The 17,180-nt window shown below is 68.5% G+C and carries 16 protein-coding genes and 1 pseudogene; 9 read left to right on the forward strand and 8 right to left on the reverse strand.

Translation table 11 applies throughout. The features are described 5' to 3' along the window. Positions 1 to 20: 20 nt before the first annotated feature. A complete protein-coding gene (locus H623_RS0100540; RefSeq protein WP_022899001.1) occupies positions 21 to 1,337 on the reverse strand; it encodes a threonine/serine exporter family protein in 1,317 nt (438 codons plus the stop codon). A gap of 139 nt (positions 1,338 to 1,476) precedes the next feature. Then, positions 1,477 to 1,830: a DUF2695 domain-containing protein gene (locus H623_RS0100545; RefSeq protein WP_022899002.1), complete on the reverse strand. Its 354-nt coding sequence runs from the start codon at positions 1,828 to 1,830 to the stop codon at positions 1,477 to 1,479. 165 nt (positions 1,831 to 1,995) lie between these two features. Between H623_RS0100545 and H623_RS16990 the strand changes: the two genes are divergently transcribed. The 4 genes from H623_RS16990 to H623_RS0100565 all read left to right on the forward strand — a co-directional run bounded on the left by H623_RS16990 (position 1,996) and on the right by H623_RS0100565 (position 5,495). Next, on the forward strand, positions 1,996 to 2,526 hold the full coding sequence (locus tag H623_RS16990; RefSeq protein WP_022899003.1) for a MarR family winged helix-turn-helix transcriptional regulator: 531 nt from the start codon (positions 1,996 to 1,998) through the stop codon (positions 2,524 to 2,526). Positions 2,527 to 2,535: 9 nt separating this feature from the next. Next, positions 2,536 to 3,813: an MFS transporter gene (locus H623_RS0100555; protein ID WP_022899004.1), complete on the forward strand. Its 1,278-nt coding sequence runs from the start codon at positions 2,536 to 2,538 to the stop codon at positions 3,811 to 3,813. Then, entirely contained in the window at positions 3,756 to 4,055 is a 300-nt protein-coding gene (locus H623_RS16995; protein ID WP_022899005.1) for a PIN domain-containing protein, read from the forward strand. Before H623_RS0100555 ends, H623_RS16995 begins: the two co-directional genes overlap by 58 nt. A gap of 123 nt (positions 4,056 to 4,178) precedes the next feature. Continuing rightward, the gene (locus H623_RS0100565; protein ID WP_022899006.1) at positions 4,179 to 5,495 is read left to right on the forward strand and encodes an aspartate kinase; all 1,317 of its coding nucleotides are present in this window, start codon (positions 4,179 to 4,181) and stop codon (positions 5,493 to 5,495) included. A gap of 57 nt (positions 5,496 to 5,552) precedes the next feature. On the opposite strand, the gene H623_RS17000 is transcribed toward H623_RS0100565, so the two are convergent. The 3 genes from H623_RS17000 to H623_RS0100580 all read right to left on the reverse strand — a co-directional run bounded on the left by H623_RS17000 (position 5,553) and on the right by H623_RS0100580 (position 8,922). Then, positions 5,553 to 6,461 (reverse strand): GDSL-type esterase/lipase family protein, encoded by a 909-nt coding sequence (locus H623_RS17000; protein WP_157560846.1) that lies wholly within the window; start codon positions 6,459 to 6,461, stop codon positions 5,553 to 5,555. 91 nt (positions 6,462 to 6,552) lie between these two features. Continuing rightward, the gene (locus H623_RS17005; RefSeq protein WP_022899008.1) at positions 6,553 to 8,070 is read right to left on the reverse strand and encodes a site-specific DNA-methyltransferase; all 1,518 of its coding nucleotides are present in this window, start codon (positions 8,068 to 8,070) and stop codon (positions 6,553 to 6,555) included. Between the two features lie 99 nt (positions 8,071 to 8,169). After that, complete coding sequence (locus tag H623_RS0100580; RefSeq protein WP_026939755.1) at positions 8,170 to 8,922, reverse strand: SDR family NAD(P)-dependent oxidoreductase; 753 nt, start codon at positions 8,920 to 8,922, stop codon at positions 8,170 to 8,172. Between the two features lie 285 nt (positions 8,923 to 9,207). On the opposite strand from H623_RS0100580, the gene H623_RS17010 reads away from it, so the two are divergent. Together H623_RS17010 and H623_RS0100590 are read left to right on the forward strand one after the other, a co-directional pair. After that, on the forward strand, positions 9,208 to 10,569 hold the full coding sequence (locus H623_RS17010; RefSeq protein WP_022899010.1) for an L-fuconate dehydratase: 1,362 nt from the start codon (positions 9,208 to 9,210) through the stop codon (positions 10,567 to 10,569). Continuing rightward, positions 10,566 to 11,519 (forward strand): aldo/keto reductase, encoded by a 954-nt coding sequence (locus tag H623_RS0100590; protein ID WP_022899011.1) that lies wholly within the window; start codon positions 10,566 to 10,568, stop codon positions 11,517 to 11,519. Before H623_RS17010 ends, H623_RS0100590 begins: the two co-directional genes overlap by 4 nt. Here the strand turns inward: H623_RS0100590 and H623_RS17015 are convergent. The 3 genes and pseudogenes from H623_RS17015 to H623_RS17025 all read right to left on the reverse strand — a co-directional run. Continuing rightward, a complete protein-coding gene (locus H623_RS17015; protein ID WP_022899012.1) occupies positions 11,506 to 12,444 on the reverse strand; it encodes an amidohydrolase family protein in 939 nt (312 codons plus the stop codon). The two genes, H623_RS0100590 and H623_RS17015, sit on opposite strands and share 14 nt — an antisense overlap. Before the next feature lies 1 nt (position 12,445). Further along, positions 12,446 to 12,817: an L-rhamnose mutarotase gene (locus H623_RS17020; RefSeq protein WP_022899013.1), complete on the reverse strand. Its 372-nt coding sequence runs from the start codon at positions 12,815 to 12,817 to the stop codon at positions 12,446 to 12,448. Between the two features lie 145 nt (positions 12,818 to 12,962). Beyond that, positions 12,963 to 13,628, reverse strand: a pseudogene (locus H623_RS17025) (FadR/GntR family transcriptional regulator); the annotation flags it as partial. A 155-nt stretch (positions 13,629 to 13,783) separates the two neighbouring features. On the opposite strand from H623_RS17025, the gene H623_RS0100610 reads away from it, so the two are divergent. The 3 genes from H623_RS0100610 to H623_RS0100620 are packed head-to-tail and all read left to right on the forward strand — an operon-like array spanning position 13,784 to position 17,057. Next, on the forward strand, positions 13,784 to 14,869 hold the full coding sequence (locus tag H623_RS0100610; RefSeq protein WP_022899015.1) for an aspartate-semialdehyde dehydrogenase: 1,086 nt from the start codon (positions 13,784 to 13,786) through the stop codon (positions 14,867 to 14,869). Between the two features lie 44 nt (positions 14,870 to 14,913). Then, positions 14,914 to 15,588: a DUF1684 domain-containing protein gene (locus tag H623_RS17030; RefSeq protein ID WP_022899016.1), complete on the forward strand. Its 675-nt coding sequence runs from the start codon at positions 14,914 to 14,916 to the stop codon at positions 15,586 to 15,588. Further along, positions 15,585 to 17,057, forward strand: coding sequence for a malate:quinone oxidoreductase (locus H623_RS0100620; RefSeq protein ID WP_022899017.1), 1,473 nt, complete (start codon positions 15,585 to 15,587; stop codon positions 17,055 to 17,057). Before H623_RS17030 ends, H623_RS0100620 begins: the two co-directional genes overlap by 4 nt. Positions 17,058 to 17,180 lie beyond the last annotated feature (123 nt).

Consider the following 17,180-nt stretch of genomic DNA (forward strand, 5'->3'; position numbering starts at 1 on the left):
TGCCGCCAGCATGTCACGCTTCAGACACGACGGCGATGCGCCGCGATGGAAAGGATCGGCCCGCGCCCGCGTCGCACGACCCGGGACGTGCTGCGCCATGACGCCTGCATGATGTACTGTCCGGCGATGGCGCCGGCCGCGAGCGCGGCGGCCACGGCGGCGGCGACGAGCGCGTCGAGCAGGCCGGCGACCGCGCCGGAGGCGAGCTGCATGAGCGCGTTGAACATGACGAGGCCGGGGAGCAGCGGCACCAGATCCGTGACGACGAGCGCGAGGATGGGCGTGCGGCTCCAGCGTGCGAGCAACGACGCGAACATGCCGATCACGACCGCCGCTGCCGCCGAGGACCATACGGGGCCCAGTGAGAAGGTGAAGCACGTCAGATAGATGGCTTCGCCGATGGCGCCGAGCAGAGCCACAGCCCAGAGCGCCCGCGACGGCAGCTGACAGGCGAGCGCGAAGCCCAGCACGATGACGATCGCGCCGACGACCGTGATGAAGATGGGGCCGCCGGCAGGAACGCCGCCGGAGATCACGTCGATGGAGAGCCCGAACCACGTGAACATCACCGAGGCGCCGAGAACACTCGCGGCGATGCCGATCGTGACGACCACCGCCTCCGTGAGCCGGGCGAGCCCGGTGAGATAGAAGCCGGAGAGGATGTCCTGCACTCCACCGAAGATGAGGCTGCCGGCGAGGAGCACGATGATCGTCGCGATGACGACGAGGCGGGCCGACTCTTCCGGGTCGACGAGGTGCACCAGGACGGCCGCAACCGGGCCGATCAGGCCCCCGACGATGCTGGTGAAGAAGACCGGCGCGCGGCGCGCGGCCATCGCGGTCGTGATTGCTTCGAGTGCGAACGAGGCGATGAACGCGACGGCCGCGATCACGAGGTCACCGCCGAGGAGCAGTGCTGCGCCGGCTCCGATCAGGCTCCAGCCGATGCGGCGCACCGTGCGCGGAGTCTGCTTGCGCGAGATGATGCGCGCGAGCCGCCGCCGGGCGGTCGCCAAGTCGACCCGTTCCTCGGTGATCTGGGCGAAGAGCGCGGATGCCGCCGTCAGCTTCGAGAAGTCCATGTTGCGCCCCGCGATGGTGCGGTGTCGCGCAACCGACTCGTATGTACTCGGGTTGGTCCACGTGAGGCTCAGCATGGTGTGCGTGACGTCGGAGTCGACGTTCCGCACCCCGTAGGTTCGCGCGATGGCCGTCATCGCGGTCGTGGCATCCGCTGCACCGGCGCCCGAGCTGAACAATACTTCGGCGAGGCGGATCGCGAGGTCGAGGACGACCCGGATGCGTCCCGGCGCATCCCACGGATCTTCCTGCGGCATGGATGCGACCCTACGCGTCGGGTGGACGAGAGGTCTACGGTTCGCGCGCGAGGATGATCGCCGCGGGCATCCGGCATCCGGCGCCCGGGAGGCACGACGGCGAGTCCGTTGCTGCGGCACGCGTCGACTGGTACCGAAATCAGAACCATGGCATTCCGCGTCGGTGGCGCGACCACAGCGAGCATGGCTGTGTGGATCCGCGACGCACGCCGCCGCAGGGCATGACGTGCTCGTCATGCGGTATGAACACGTTCATCAGCACCTCGCAGTCGCAGTATCCGCCGCCATTCATCACGCGGTGCTCGAGGGCGGTCGCGCGGGGAGCGGTGGCATCGCGATAGTTGCGCGTGAGGCGGAGTGATCCATCGCATTGGAGGTCGCGGAGCATCCGGTCGAGATAACACGGCAGGCATTCGCGAGGCAGAGGAGCGGTGATGGCGTCGGCCATCGTGTGTACGAAGTCCTCGGCTTCGCTGTCGATTGAGGAATCCATGTCGGGAGCCTGGCATGCGGTGGAGCGCGGTCCGGCGCGGATGGACTTCTGTGGAGAACGGGGGCTCTTGGCTCCGGGCGGGGACGGAAAGTCTCTCGCGCGGCCGTGGCGGCGCCGCGAACTTCGGGCGGATACCAAATAGATAAGCACTGTTATATTAGCACTATGACATCTCACGAGAGCGGTGGCGATCCGGCGGGCGCCAAGGCGTCCCGGCCGCGGGCCCTCGCCGATCTGCCGAGCGCCTGGCGTCCCCTGAAGGCGTTGCAGAAGCGCATGGACGACGACATCGCCGCCGCGTACACCGCGCTCCACATCGAGGGTGTCCGGCCGCGGTTCAGCATGGCGGTGATGTTTCTGCAGGACGGGCCCTTGAGCATCAGTGACTTGGCGCAGCGCTGTGGCGTGACGCAGTCGGCGATGAGTCAGTCGGTCGCAGCGATGCGCTCCGCAGGCCTGGTGGAGTCCGAGTCGGGTGAAGATGCCCGCAGTCGTGTCGTCTCGCTCACCTCGCGCGGTAACGCGGTCGCGCCACAAGTCTGGAGCGAGTGGTACGCGACCGAAGCTGCCATCGACGAGGTCGCCGCGGAGGCAGGAGTCGCGCTGGACGAGGTGGTGGCCCGCATGCGCGCTGCCCTCGACCGGGAGTCGTTCACCGAGCGGCTGCTTCGGCTCATGCGGGCCGCGCATGAGTGAGCGAGTCCTGTGAGTCTGCGCGACCATCTGATCGACATTCGCCCGCTGCGTCGGATCCCCGCGTTCCGGGCGTTCTGGATCGGCACGACGATCTCCAGCTTCGGCAGCCAGCTCAGTGCGTTCGCCCTCCTCTACTACGTGTGGGAGCTGTCGCACTCGGCCGCTCTCGTCGGACTCACCGGGCTCGTACGGGCCATCCCGCTCGCGATCTTCGGACTGATCGGCGGCAGCCTGGCCGACAGGGTGAACCGCCGAACGCTTCTGATCGTCGTGCGCCTGACGCAGCTCGTGTCGGCGGGAGTGCTCGCCACGATCGTGCTCCTCGGTGCGGGAAGCGTGCCGATCGTCTACGTGTTCATGGCGATCGGAGGAGGCCTCGCCTCGATGGCGGTGCCGGCGGCGCAGACGTTCGCGCCCCGGCTGCTCGCCGGTGAGAGTCTCAGCGCGGGCCTCGCGCTCATGCGCCTCTCGTCGCAGTTCGCGATGCTCGCCGGCCCGTTCGTCGCGGGACTGCTCGTCAACGGCCTCGGCGTCGGTTTCTGCCTCGCGGTCGACTGCGTCACATTCCTGGCCGCACTGTGGGGCATCGTCAGCCTGCCCGCGGATGCCTCGAAACCGCAGGCGGAGACGTCCGGCAGCCGCTCGAGTCGCGGCATCCTCGGCGCCGTTCGGTATCTGCTGCACACCCCGGTGCTGGTCGGCGCTTTCGTCACGGACCTGAACGCGACGGTGCTCGCCATGCCAACGGCACTCTTCCCCGTGATCAACGCCGAACGCTTCGGCGGGTCACCGGTCACGCTGGGACTCATGCTGCCCGCGGTCGGGCTGGGAGGCATCCTCGCCGGCGTCTTCTCCGGCCGCATCACCCGGCAGCCGCGTCAGGGCGTCGTCATGATGGTGTGCTGCGCCATCTGGGGCGGCGGCATGGCCCTGTTCGGGTTCAGCGGCTGGCTGCCGCTCGCCCTCATCGGGCTCGTGATCGCGGGCGCGGCCGACACCGGTACCGTCGTCAGTCGCGGCACGATCGTGCAGCTGTCGACCCCGGATGCCCTCCGCGGCCGCATGAACTCGCTCGACTTCCTCGTGGGCGCGGGCGGGCCGAGCCTCGGCGATCTTCGGGCCGGGCTCGTGGCCTCTGCGACCTCGGGCGCGATCAGTGCGGTGTCCGGCGGTATCGCCTGCGTCGTCGGCGCCGGCGTGATCGCCGCCGCGATCCCGAGACTGCGCTCGTGGCGCACGCTCGAGCACAGCGAGTCGGATGCCTCGCCCTCCCCGCCCGAGACCTGACGCGAATCCTCCCCGAACACGAACAGGGTCGAGGTGTCATCGGGCTCCTGCATCGCCTGCCCATCCTCTATTCATCGTGGGAGGACATCGTCGACCGCGTGTGGGAGCTTCGGCATAACCTGACGTCGACGGACGCCGCGTACGTCGCGCTCGCCGAAGCCGCGGATGCGACACTGCTCACGAAGGACCGTCGGCTGGCCGCGGAACCGGGTAGCCGCTGCACGGTCGAAGTGCTTCCGTAGGAGCGTGGAGGTGCTCTCGTCACGCGGAACGGAGTGGCATCGAGCGCTCGGTAAGATTGGGATACCAGACGTGAGCGCCGGCATCCGCCTGCTGCGTCGCATCCCACCCTCAGGAGTCTCCGCGTGGCATTGATCGTGCAGAAATTCGGCGGTTCGTCCGTCGCCGACCCCGAGAGCATCAAGCGCGTCGCGAAGCGCATCGTCGAGACGCGCAAGGCGGGCAATGAGGTCGTCGTCGCGGTCAGCGCCATGGGCGACACGACGGACGAGCTCATCGACCTCGCGCACGAGGTGACGCCGATTCCCGAGCCGCGCGAGCTCGACATGCTGCTCACCGCGGGCGAGCGCATCTCGATGGCGCTGCTCGCGATGGCGATCAAGTCGATGGGCTACGACGCGCGTTCGTTCACGGGCAGCCAGGCCGGCATGATCACCGACGCCCGACACGGTGCCGCTCGCATCGTCGATGTGACTCCCGGCCGCATCCGGGAGGCGCTCAACGAGGGAGCGGTCGTCATCGTCGCGGGGTTCCAGGGCTTCAGCCGGGAGTCGCGCGACATCACCACGCTCGGTCGAGGCGGGTCGGACACGACGGCGGTGGCGCTCGCCGCGGCGCTCCAGGCATCCATCTGCGAGATCTACACGGATGTCGACGGCGTCTTCACCTCGGACCCTCGCCTCGTTCCGCTGGCTCGCAAGATCGACCACATCACGAGCGAGGAGATGCTCGAGCTCGCCGCGGCCGGCGCGAAGGTGCTGCACATTCGCGCTGTCGAGTACGCGCGCAGGCACGGTGTCACACTGCACGTGCGGTCATCGTTCAACAACAACGAGGGCACGTACGTGCTCAACGAAACGTCGGACAGCTACACGGAGCAGCTTGCAGCGCTCCAGCAGAAGCTTCAAGAAAGAGGCAAGACAGTGGAAGAGCCGATCATCGCCGGTGTGGCAGTGGACATGAGCGAGGCCAAGATCACGGTCGTGGGCGTTCCGGATGTTCCGGGCAAGGCCGCGCAGATCTTCAGGATCGTGGCCAAGACGAACGCGAACATCGACATGATCGTGCAGAACGTGTCGGCGGCGGCGACCAGCCTCACGGATATCTCCTTCACGCTCCCGAAGGGCGACGGCCAGCGCGTTCTGCAGGCGCTCACCGCAGAGAAGGGCGACGTGGGCTTCCAATCGCTGCAGTACGACGACCAGATCGGCAAGCTCGCGCTGGTCGGCGCCGGCATGCGCTCCAACGCCGGTGTCTCGGCATCGCTGTTCGACGCGCTCTACACCGCCGGCATCAACATCGAGATGATCTCCACCAGCGAGATCCGCATCTCGGTCGTGACGCGTGCCGACACCGTCGCCGAAGCCGCTCGCGTCGTACACCAGGCATTCGGCCTCGACGCCGAGAGCGAAGCGATCGTCTACGCCGGCACGGGGCGATAAGAGAAGAGCCCGACTCAACACGGGTACGGTGCACGCCGGCCGGAGCGCGAACGCGGCCTACGTCGTCAGCGGTCGCAGCGTCTTGGCGTAGCGTGCGTAGCCGGTCGCCGTCGGGTGGAACGCCTCGAGACCGCTGAGCACGAACCACGGCTTCTTCGCATTCACGCCGTGCCCGTTGAACGAGATGTCGACGAAATGGATGTCCGTGCCCGCCTCCTGCTGCTTCTCCACCGCATCCGCGATGGTCGCGTCGAGCGATGCCACTGCCGCGTCGACCGCCACAGCGGCCGACAGCTCCTGGGAACCGATCGTTTTCTCCGTGATCGGCGGCAGGTCGTAGAACAGTGGATAGTCCGCCACGAGGATGCGAGCGTTCGGCGCAGCCTTGGCGATCGCCGCGTAGGTCTTTTCGAGCTTCTTCGGCAGCGTTTTCAGCAAGGCGACGGAATTGTGCACGGCGGCCTTGCACGACCTGCTCTCCCCGTTGCCGCACACCGAGGGGAGCGTGCTCACGTCGAGATCGTTGCCACCGATGGTGATGGTGATGAGGTCGACGTTGTCATCGAGCGACTTCACCTGGGAACGGAGCACGTCCTCAGTCGTGGCGCCGGCGCAGGCCTTGAACGCGACCAGGTTGATCGACTTCGCCTTCGCGAGCAGCTTCGCGTAGGCGTGCGGGCTGCGATAGCAACCGCCGTGGGCGCTCCCGCCGCCCATGCCCGACGAGTACGAGTCGCCGAGCGCCACGTAACGCAAGGGATCGGAGCTCGTGCCCTTGCGTAGCGTCGACGTCGGAGTCGGCACGGGCGTGGAGATGGTGGCCGTCGGAGCGGCAGTCGATGCGGACGTGCCCGTCGGGTCCGAACGGTCCGAATGGCCGCTCGAACAGCTGGTGAGGGCGAGCGCGGCGATCACGAGCGCGACGGCAGTGGCGTGCACACGCACCGCGGGGGTTCGTCTGCGCATCCTGCGAATGTAGTGCACGCAGCCGCGAATCACGTGGATGTCGCAGCACACATGGATGCCGCACGTCGACCTCCTCGCAGAGGTCCCGGCATCACTCGCTCGCCGTCGCCAGCCGCTGCACCCGGAATCCGCAGTCGACGGTCGGATGATTCTGTCCCACCCGCTCGGCCGCCCGCCGAACGCGCTCCACCGTCAGCGCCGCGACGGTCTCGAACCCGGCGCGCGCCGCGTCCGATCGCGGAGACACCGGCTCGGGCAGTTGCACGAGCATGAAGCGCCGCCGTGCGCCGTCGGCCGCGTTCTGCTCCAGCACGGCCTGGGCCGTGCTGCCCGATCCGGCGAAGAAGTCGAGCACGAGGTCGTCGTCGTCGCTGGCCACTGCGATCAGGGTACGCAGCAGTGACACGGGCTTCGGCGTCTCGAACAGATGACGCATGCCGAGGGCATCCAGATCGGCCTGCCCCTCCGCCGTCGTCGGCCCGAGGATCACATCCTTCAGCGTCATGCCGTCGACATCACGCACTTTGGTGCGAATGCGCAGCGACGCGCCCGACACCTCGAACTCCAGGTCGTCGGAGTCCGCGAGCACCTTCGCGCGGCTCCAGCGCCAGGCGTGCCAGCGCAGTCCGTCCCGGTGATTCGGATGCGGCAGTGCGGTGACGAATCCCGGGAACTCGGTGTCGTCATCCACGTCGCTGACCCGTACCTCGCCCGTCGTCGGATTGAAGTGGATGCGATACACGAGCGTCGGTGCCGTGCGCTCGTTGAACCTCGAGTTCGTGTTGTAGAGCTCGTTCTTCGTCACATACGGTCCGTGTTCGTCGTGCTTGACGCGGTAGCCCGGCCGCCGATACACGGCGGGCATGCGCTCATGGAACTCGGAGCCCGACCCCCTGAACCGTGCGATCGCCTCCGCATCCCGCGCGAAGCACACGATGTACTCGTGGGTTCCCGCGGGTCCGCCGATCGAGATCTGCCGCCCCTTGAGGTTGCTCACCCACACGATGGTCGCCACCACGTTGCGCGCCCCGAAGACCTCGGCCAGCATCAGCTTCAACTGAGCGACCTCGTTGCCGTCGATGCTGACGAACCCGACCCCATCAGATGCCAGCACCTCTCGCGCGAGGATCAGACGCGGGTACATCATGCTCAGCCAGTCCGCGTGGAGGCGAGCGCCGGAATCCGGTCCGTCACGGGGATCGTGCGGTCCGTGCCTGTCACGGAACTCGCGCACGCCGATCGAGAAGTCGTCGTTGTAGACGAAGTCGCTGCGCGTGTTGTACGGCGGGTCGATGTAGATGAGCTTGACCGCGCCGGCGTGCGTGTCGCGCAGCAGCCGGAGCACCTCGAGATTGTCGCCAACGATGATGGTGTTGCCGGTGCTGTTGCTCTCGCTCGTGCCGCTGCTGTTGCCCGTACCGCCGCTGTCGCCCGCACCGTCGCTGTCGCCCGCACCGTCGCCTGTGCCGCCGCCGCTGTCGCTCGTACCGGGCCCGACCGAGAGCTCCGGCACATCGATGAGCCGAGTGGATGCCCGTGCCTGCGCCGATCGTGCCGCCGCGCGCTTTCCGGGCCACATCAATCCGTATCGCTCCGGCGCCTCGGTCACGCGTGCTCCTCTCGTGTGAAGAACACACTAGAGGCACGCGCGTCTGCGGGATCGGCGCCAGCAAGGCCGGCGACGTCGAGCGCCGCTACGGCAGCGCGACTACTCCCGCGGCCGGGGCCGCAGGCCGGCCATGCCGCCGTCCACCTCCAGGAACGTTCCCGTGGTCGACCCCGCCCGGGGGCCGGCCAGGTAGGCGACGGCATCTGCGATCTCCTCCGCAGTGACGAGGCGACCGTGCGGCTGGCGCGCCTCGAGTGCGGCGCGCTCCGCCACCGGGTCCGGCGCGGCGTCCAGCAGGCGTCCGACCCAAGGGGTATCGGCGGTGCCCGGGTTCACGGCGTTGACGCGGATGCCCTCGTGCAGGTGATCCGCGGCCATCGCACGGGTCAGCGCGAGCACGGCTCCCTTCGACGCGGAGTACAGCGCGCGCTGCGGGAGGCCGGTGGTGGCCGCCACGGACGACGTGTTCACGATCGCGGGCGACGGCGACCGGCGCAGGTGGGGGAGCGCCGCGCGGGAGACGCGGGCCATTCCGACGACGTTGACGTCGAGCACGCGGTGCCACTCCTCGTCGGAGTTTCCGGTGATGTCGCCGGCGGCCCCGATCCCCGCGTTGTTGATGAGAATGTCGAGGCGGCCGAACTCGTCGATCACTCGCTGCACGCCGGTGACCACGGTGGCGTCGTCGCCCACATCCACGCGCACAGCGAGATCCGCGCCGGCGGCCTGCGGTGCGAGATCGAACACGGCGACCCGCGCGCCCTCCGCGCGCAGCCGGCGGGTGATCGCGGCGCCGATGCCTGACGCGCCTCCCGTGACGATCGCGACGAGTGAGGTGAAGTCGGCGGCCATGCCATTCCTTTCGTGCGTGAGGCGGCCCGTGGAACCGTTCGGGATCGCATGTCCACGGAAGCGCGATTCGGGCGAGCCCGACTGAACATCGGAACTGTCCATGGCCCGAGAATGCCTGTCCCTGCCGATTGTTGCACATCGTTCCGCCATTGACACACCAAACATCGGATGTTTAGGCTGTCGTCAATTCCACCCGTGACGCGAGTCACCCGTCACGTGCGCCGTGCGGGCGGCGTGAATCGGGCTGGAGCCGAGAGCCGAGAGCCGACGCAGAGTAAGGACACCATGAGCACGATCGTCGCCGTCGACGCCCGGGACGTGCGCTTCCCGACATCCCTCTCCCTCGATGGATCGGATGCCATGAACCCCGATCCCGACTACTCCGCCGCCTACGTGACGATTCGCACCGACGCAGCCGACGGCCTCACCGGCGACGCCTTCGTCTTCACGATCGGGCGTGGCAACGACGTCGAAGTCGCGGCGTTGAACGCACTGCGCGACCACCTGATCGGTCTGAACACCGAGGACCTGCTCGCGGACATGGGCGCGGCGTCCCGCCTCTTCATGCACGACTCGCAGCTGCGCTGGCTCGGGCCCGAGAAGGGCGTCATGCACATGGCGATCGGCGCCGTCGTGAACGCGCTCTGGGACCTGCGCGCCAAGCGCGCCGGCGAGCCGCTCTGGCTGCACCTGTCGAGGCTCAGCCCCGAGGAGCTCGTCTCGCTCGTCGACTTCCGCTACATCACCGACGCGCTCACGCCGGAGGAGGCGCTACAGATCCTGCGTGACGCCGAACCGGGCCGCGAGGAGCGCATCCAGCGGATGCTCGATCTCGGCTACCCGGCCTACACCACGACGCCGGGGTGGCTGGGCTACTCCGACGAGAAGCTCGCACGGCTGTGCCGGGAGGCCGTCGCGGACGGCTTCGAGCAGGTCAAGCTGAAGGTCGGCGCGGACCTGGCCGATGACATCCGCCGGTTCCGGATCGCACGCGAGGTGCTCGGCGAGGGTTTCCCGATCGCCATGGACGCCAATCAGCGCTGGGGCGTGCAGGAGGCGATCGACTGGGTGAGCGCGCTCGCCGAGTTCGAGCCGACCTGGATCGAGGAGCCGACGAGTCCTGATGACATCCTGGGCCACGCCGCCATCGCCCGCGGCGTCGCACCGGTGCGCGTCGCGACCGGGGAGCACGTTCAGAACCGGGTCGTGTTCAAACAGCTGCTGCAGGCGGGCGGGGTTCAGGTGATGCAGATCGACGCCGCGCGCGTCGGCGGCGTGAATGAGAACATCGCCAACCTGCTGCTCGCGGCCAAATTCGGGGTCCCGGTTTGCCCGCACGCCGGCGGCGTCGGCCTCTGCGAGGCCGTGCAGCACCTCTCGATGTTCGACTTCGTTGCGATCAGCGGCACCATGGAGGGCCGCATGATCGAGTTCGTCGATCACCTGCACGAGCACTTCGTGACCCCTGCCGTCATCGCCAACGGCCGCTACGTGACACCCACGGCACCGGGTGCCGGCACCGAGATGATCCCGGCGTCACTCGACGAGTTCGAGTGGCGGCCTGGACAGGCGGCGACCGTGCTTGTCGAGGAGCCGGGTGCAGACCCGATCGAAGGGGAGATCATCGCTGAGGATGCCCGCGCATGAGCCTGCAGCTGCCTCGCCTCGGCTACGGTGCGGCCCCGCTCGGCAACCTTTATCACCAGGTGAGCGACGAGCGAGCCCGCGCTTCGCTCGACGCGGCGTGGGACGGCGGCATCCGCTACTTCGACACCGCACCGCACTACGGCCTCGGGCTCAGCGAACGCCGGATCGGCGCGTTCCTGCGAGAGAAGCCGCGCGACGAGTTCGTCATCTCGACCAAGGTGGGTCGGCTGCTCGAGCCGAACCCGGCGTTCGCCGGCGGTCGCGACCTCGCCGACCAGTACGACGTGCCCGACGATCTCGTGCGGCGCTTCGACCCGAGCGAGGCGGGCATCCGGCGCAGCGTCGAGGAATCGTTGGAGCGTCTGGGACTCGACCGGGTGGACATCCTCTACCTGCACGATCCCGACGTGTACGACCTCGATCGCGGTCTGCGCGAAGGGCTGCCGGCGTTGGCGAAGCTGCGCGAGGAGGGGCTGGTCGCTGCTGTCGGCGTGGGCGTGAACGACGCCGCGGCGGCCGCGCGCGCGGTGCGCGAGGGCGACCTCGACCTGGTCATGATCGCCGGACGCTACACGCTGCTGGAGCAGCCCGCGCTGGACGAGCTGTTCCCCGCCTGCGAGGACCGCGGCACGCACATCGTCGCGGCGGCCGTCTTCAACTCCGGACTGCTCGCACGGCCGGTACCGCCCGACGACGCGACGTACAACTACGAGGCGGCACCGGCATCCGTCATCGAGAAGGCGCGCGAACTCGCCCGAGTCTGCACCGCGCACGGGGTGGAACTGCCGGCCGCCGCGCTGCAGTTCGCGCTGCGGGATCCGCTGGTGGCCTCGGTCGTGGTCGGCAGCGCGAACCCCGACTCGGTGCGCCAGAACATCGAGCGCATGAACGCGCCCATTCCCGACGAGTTGTGGGCGGCGCTCGCCGCCGACGGCTTCATTCCGGCGTGACGCCGTAGAACCGCGCGGCCGTCTCGCCTTCGATCGATGCGATCGCGCGCTCGTCGAGGCCGACGGCATCCGCGGCCCGGCGCACACGCTCGCGCCACGTGGCGAGCGTGCCGGTCGCTCCGGTCAGCGCACTGACCGGCCAGTCGCTGCCGATCATGGCGCGGTCCGGACCGAACGCGCGCAACGCGTGCTCGAGGAACTCCCTGGCGTGCGCGTCGAGCGTGCTCGTCGAGGATGCCTCGGCCGCCAGCCCGCTCAGCTTCACGTGCGCGAGCGGCAGTCGCGCGAGTCGAGCGATGGACTTCGCCCACGTGCTGCCCTCGCGGCTCTCGAGCCCGGCGTCGACGGGTGGCTTGCCGACGTGGTCGAGCACCACGGGCAGCTCTGGTACCTCTTCGAGCAGGTCGGTGACGGTGTCGAGCTGACGGTGGCGCACGCACACGTCGAACGTGAGTCCGCGCGCGGCCAGCCGGCGCAGCCCGCCGACGAGAGCGGCGCGGGAGGCAGCATCCCGAAGCAGGTCGTCCGGCTCATCTTGGAGCAGGTGGCGGACACCTGTGACACCCGCGCCCGCGACGCGCACGCCTGCGAGAGCATCCAGGTGCCGGTCGAGGGCGTCGCCGGAGCGCAGGTCGGCATCGGCGACGATGGCCACGAGCTCCGGCCAGTCGAGCCCGGCGACCCAGCGCGCCTCCTCGAGCGCCTGGTCGGCGCGGCACGCCGCCTGCACGAAGACCATGCCTGTTGTGGCGATGTCGTCTGCGGCACCGGGCGTCTCCGGAGGCAGAAGAATCCCGCGATCGACGTCCGTGGGCAGAAATGTGCGGCCGAGAACCGCGTCGCTCTCGAGCCACGGGTAGCTGAGTCGCCCGAGGTCCCACACGTGCACGTGAGCGTCGATGAACCGGTGTGCAGGCCCTGCCACGTCAGTCGAGACCCATGTCGGGGAGGTCGACGTGGGCCGCGGCATCCTGCTCGCGCTGCTCGCCCAGGCGCCACACACCCTCGAGCGGCGCGTATGCGGGTTCGCCGTCGGGTCCGAAGAAGTCGTCGACGAACGCTCCGATGTGTGCCTGCCACCGTCGGTCGGCATCGTCGGCGCGGATGATCTCCATCGCCTTCTCGAAGTCGTCGCATTCCACGAGGTGGAACAGCCGATCGCCGGAACGCCAGATGGTCCAGTCCTGGATGCCCGCCCGATCGAACAGATCGCGCACGTCGTCGGGAACGCGGGCGTGCTCGCGCAGATAGTCGTCGATCGCTCCGGCGCGGAGCGTCGAGTGCAGTGCGATTCTCATGTTTCGATCACTCCTTCGTGGTCGGTGTCGTTCGACGCAGGCTGTCCGCGCCCGCGGCGGGCGCGACGGCGTCGTCTGAAGCGGCGTCGTCCAAGGCGGCGTCGTCCTCTGCCAGGGGTCGCGGTATCGGATCGCTCGTGGCGCCCACCGCGGTACGCAGCCAGTCCTCGATGCCGGCGATGTGCGTGAGCGCGCGGGCGGAGGCGAGCTCGGCGTCGTGCTCGCGCAGAGCGGAGACGATCCCGCTGTGCTCGGCGATCGTGCGGTCGATCACGCTGCCCTGGGTGAGGCCGCGCCAGATGCGTGCGCGCACGGTGTGGCTGGAGATGGAGTCGATCAACTCGGCGAGGTAGTCGTTTCCGCTCGCCTTCACGATCTTCGAGTGGAATACGAGGTCGTGCTCGACGAGTGCCTCGATGTCGTCGGCGGCGGCCCTGTCGACCAGCTCGGTGAGTTCCGCGACCTCCTCGTCGCTGACGCGCATGGCGGCCAGTCCCGTCGCGGCAGGCTCGAGGATGCGCCGCACACCGAAGATCTCCAGCACCGACTTGTCGTCGTGCAGGTCGATCACGAACGAAAGAGCCTCGAGCAGAAGCCGGGGTTCCAGGCTCGTGACGTACGTGCCGTCGCCACGACGCACATCCAGAACCCGGATGACCTCGAGCGCCTTGACCGCTTCGCGCAGTGAGGAGCGCGACAGACCGAGGCTCTCGCTGAGCTCCTTCTCCGGCGGAAGACGATCGCCGGGCGCCAGTCGCCCGCTCGTGATCATCTCCTTGATCTTGAGGATCGCTTCGTCAGTGACGGCCATACGCGATGGTACCGCGGAGACGTCGGATGAATCCGGCACTGGGCGTGCATCGGCGCAGGTCTGGCAGAATGGAAAGCCAATCCCCTTCTTGGCGGCGGTGGTACGCGTGCGCGGCCGCGCGAGCACTACGGCCGCATGAGCGCTAAGGAACTGGCATGGGCAACGGGCTCACCGTAGGAATCGTCGGCGCAACCGGGCAGGTCGGCACGGTGATGCGCCGCATTCTGGCCGAGCGCGAGTTCCCGGTGGAGACGCTGCGCCTGTTCGCCACGAGCCGCTCGGCTGGGCGCGCCTTGGAGTTCGACGGCCAGCAGATCGTGGTCGAAGACGTCGAGACCGCCGATCCGAGCGGCATCGACATCGCCCTGTTCTCCGCCGGTGCCGCCGGCAGCCGTGCCTACGCGCCGAAGTTCGCAGCCGCAGGTGCCGTCGTGATCGACAACTCGAGCGCCTGGCGCATGGATCCCGCGGTTCCGCTCGTGGTCAGCGAGGTGAACCCGCACGCGCTCGACGCCGCAGACCCGGCCAACGGAGGCCGCGGCATCATCGCCAATCCGAACTGCACCACGATGGCGATCATGCCCGTGCTCAAGGTGCTCGACGCCGAGGCGCAGCTGCAGCGGTTGACGGTCAGCACGTACCAGGCGGTCAGCGGCTCGGGACTCGCGGGAGCGCAGGAGCTGGCCGAACAGGCCGAGGCGGCCGTGGCATCCGGCGATCTGCTCGGCCTCGTGCACGACGGCACCGCCGTTGAGCTGCCGGCGCCGGTGAAGTACGTGCGTCCGATCGCGTTCGACGTGGTGCCACTGGCGGGCTCGATCGTCGACGACGGGCTCAACGAGACCGACGAAGAGAAGAAGCTGCGCAACGAGAGCCGCAAGATCCTCGAGCTCCCCGAACTGCTGGTGAGCGGCACGTGCGTGCGCGTTCCCGTCTTCACCGGCCACTCCATGTCGGTCAACGCGGAGTTCGCTCGGCCCCTCAGCCCCGAGCGTGCTGCGGAGCTGCTGAAGGATGCCCCGGGTGTCGCGCTCTCGGATGTCCCGACCCCGCTCCAGGCCGCCGGAACCGACCCCAGCTACGTCGGCCGCATTCGACAGGACGAGGGTGCGCCGCAAGGCCGCGGCCTCGCGCTGTTCGTCTCGAACGACAACCTGCGCAAGGGCGCGGCATTGAACGCGGTGCAGATCGCGGAGCTGGTGGCGGCCAAGAAGCGGGCCGCAGCGGCCGTCGCCGTCTGACGCGCCCCGGGGCGTCGCCGAGGCGGCTTCCGTAGTCTGGCCGCATGACAGGCATCCGCTCCGCTCTCGACGTGGCGGACTGGCGCCGCCGCGTCTTCGCGCTCTACGACCTGGTGCGCGACATCTCGACCGAGGACCCTGCCGCAGCGCACGCGGCCTGGGTGGTGGAACGCGACGTGCTCTTCGCGACGCATGCGGCGAGCCCCGTGCTGCCGCAGGACCGCGCAGGCTTCTCGGGGCTTCCCGTACCGCGGTACGACCCGGCGTGGCGTTTCGATCTGTCGATCGAAGCCGCCGAGCACGTGGAGTGGAACGTGCAGACCGGCACAGACGGCATCGTGCCGTTCGAACGCGTCGGCATCGTGCGGGTGCCCGAGGTCGGCAGCCTCGATGTGTGGCGCCTGCGGTCGTATGCCGGCGGGCTCTTCGTACCGGTGAAGGATGCCTCGGCCGGCCGCGCGAACGGAACCTACGGCGGCGGTCGCTACCTCCTCGACACCGTGAAGGGCGCCGATCTCGGCCCGGGGGCGCGACCCGACTCGATCGTGCTCGACTTCAACTTCGCCTACAACCCCAGCTGCGCCTACGACCCGGCCTGGGCGTGTCCGCTCGCGCCGGCAGGAAACACGGTCCCCGTCGAGGTGCCGGTGGGGGAGCGGTATCGCGACGCCGTCCGCGAGCAGGGCATCCGTGACAGCCCCATACAATTGATCGAGTGAGTGATTCCCGAGCCCCGTTAGATGTAGTCCTCATCGGTGGGGGCATCATGAGCGCCACGCTGGGCACGATGATCCAGCGACTGCAGCCGGACTGGACGATTCGCATCTACGAGACCCTCGGCGACGTCGCCCAGGAGAGCTCGAACCCGTGGAACAACGCCGGCACCGGACACGCGGCCATGTGTGAACTGAACTACATGCCCGAGGCGAAAGACGGGACGGTCAGCGCCACGAAGGCGATCGGCATCAACGAGCAGTTCCAGCTCAGCCGCCAGTTCTGGTCGTCACTCGTGAAGCAGGGCGATCTGCCGAACACGTTCATCAGCTCGACTCCGCACATGACGTTCGTGCGCGGCGGAGACAACGTGAAATACCTTCGCAAGCGGTACGCGGCGCTCAAGGACCAGCCGCTGTTCGCCGGCATGGAGTACTCCGAAGACCACAAGGTGATCCGTGAGTGGGCACCGCTACTCATCAAGGGCCGCAAGCGCGAGCCGATCGCGGCCACGCGCATCACCACCGGCACGGACGTCGACTTCGGCGCGCTCACGCACGAGCTCGTCGAAGGGCTGACCGAACGCGGCGCCGAGCTCTGGACGAACTGCCGCGTGAAGAAGATCCGCCGCGCCAGAGAAGGCAACTGGCGCATCAAGGTGCAGCACACGGTGGGGAACACCCCGCACACCGTGGATGCCCGGTTCGTCTTCGTCGGAGCAGGTGGCGGTGCGCTGCACCTGCTGCAGAGCACCGGGATCGACGAGATCAAGGGCTACGGTGGTTTCCCGATCAGCGGCAAGTTCTTCCGCACCACGAACCCGAAGATCGTCGCGCAGCACCAGGCGAAGGTCTACGGCAAGGCAGCCGTGGGCGCTCCGCCGATGTCGGTGCCGCACCTCGACACGCGCGTCGTGAACGGGGAGGCCTCGTTGCTCTTCGGCCCGTATGCGGGCTTCAGCCCCAAGTTCCTCAAGCGCGGCTCCTGGTGGGACCTGCCGGGATCGATCCGCGGCGGTAACATCGGGCCGATGCTGGCCGTGGCCCGCGACAACTTCGACCTCGTCAGGTACCTCATCTCCGAGCTTCTGGCCTCACGGGCCAAGCGGGTGCGCTCGCTGCAGGAGTTCATGCCGACCGCCAAGAGCGAGGACTGGGAGCTCATCACCGCCGGGCAGCGCGTGCAGGTGATGAAGAAGGATGCCGACCGCGGCGGAGTGCTCCAGTTCGGCACCGAGGTGGTCGCGTCATCCGACGGAAGCATCGCCGGTCTGCTCGGGGCGTCCCCCGGGGCCTCGACCGCCGTACCGATCATGCTCGATCTGTTGAAGCGCTGCTTCCCGCAGAAGTGGACCGCCTGGGAGCCGCAGCTGCGCGAGCTCATCCCCACCATGGGGACGACGCTGAACGATCAGCCGGCCAAGGCCGCGGAGGTCATCGCGGAGACGTCGAAGGTGCTCGACCTCGCCGGCTGACCCGCCGCCTGCGACGGTGAAACGTACCGATCCGGGTGAAACCGCCCGCGCTGCGGTATGTCTCGGCCGAATCGGTATGTCTCGCCGGCCGGGGCTGCGGTCGTCGGGGCCGCACGCCCGTCC

This window comes from Humibacter albus DSM 18994 (assembly GCF_000421825.1).
Lineage (GTDB): Bacteria > Actinomycetota > Actinomycetes > Actinomycetales > Microbacteriaceae > Humibacter > Humibacter albus.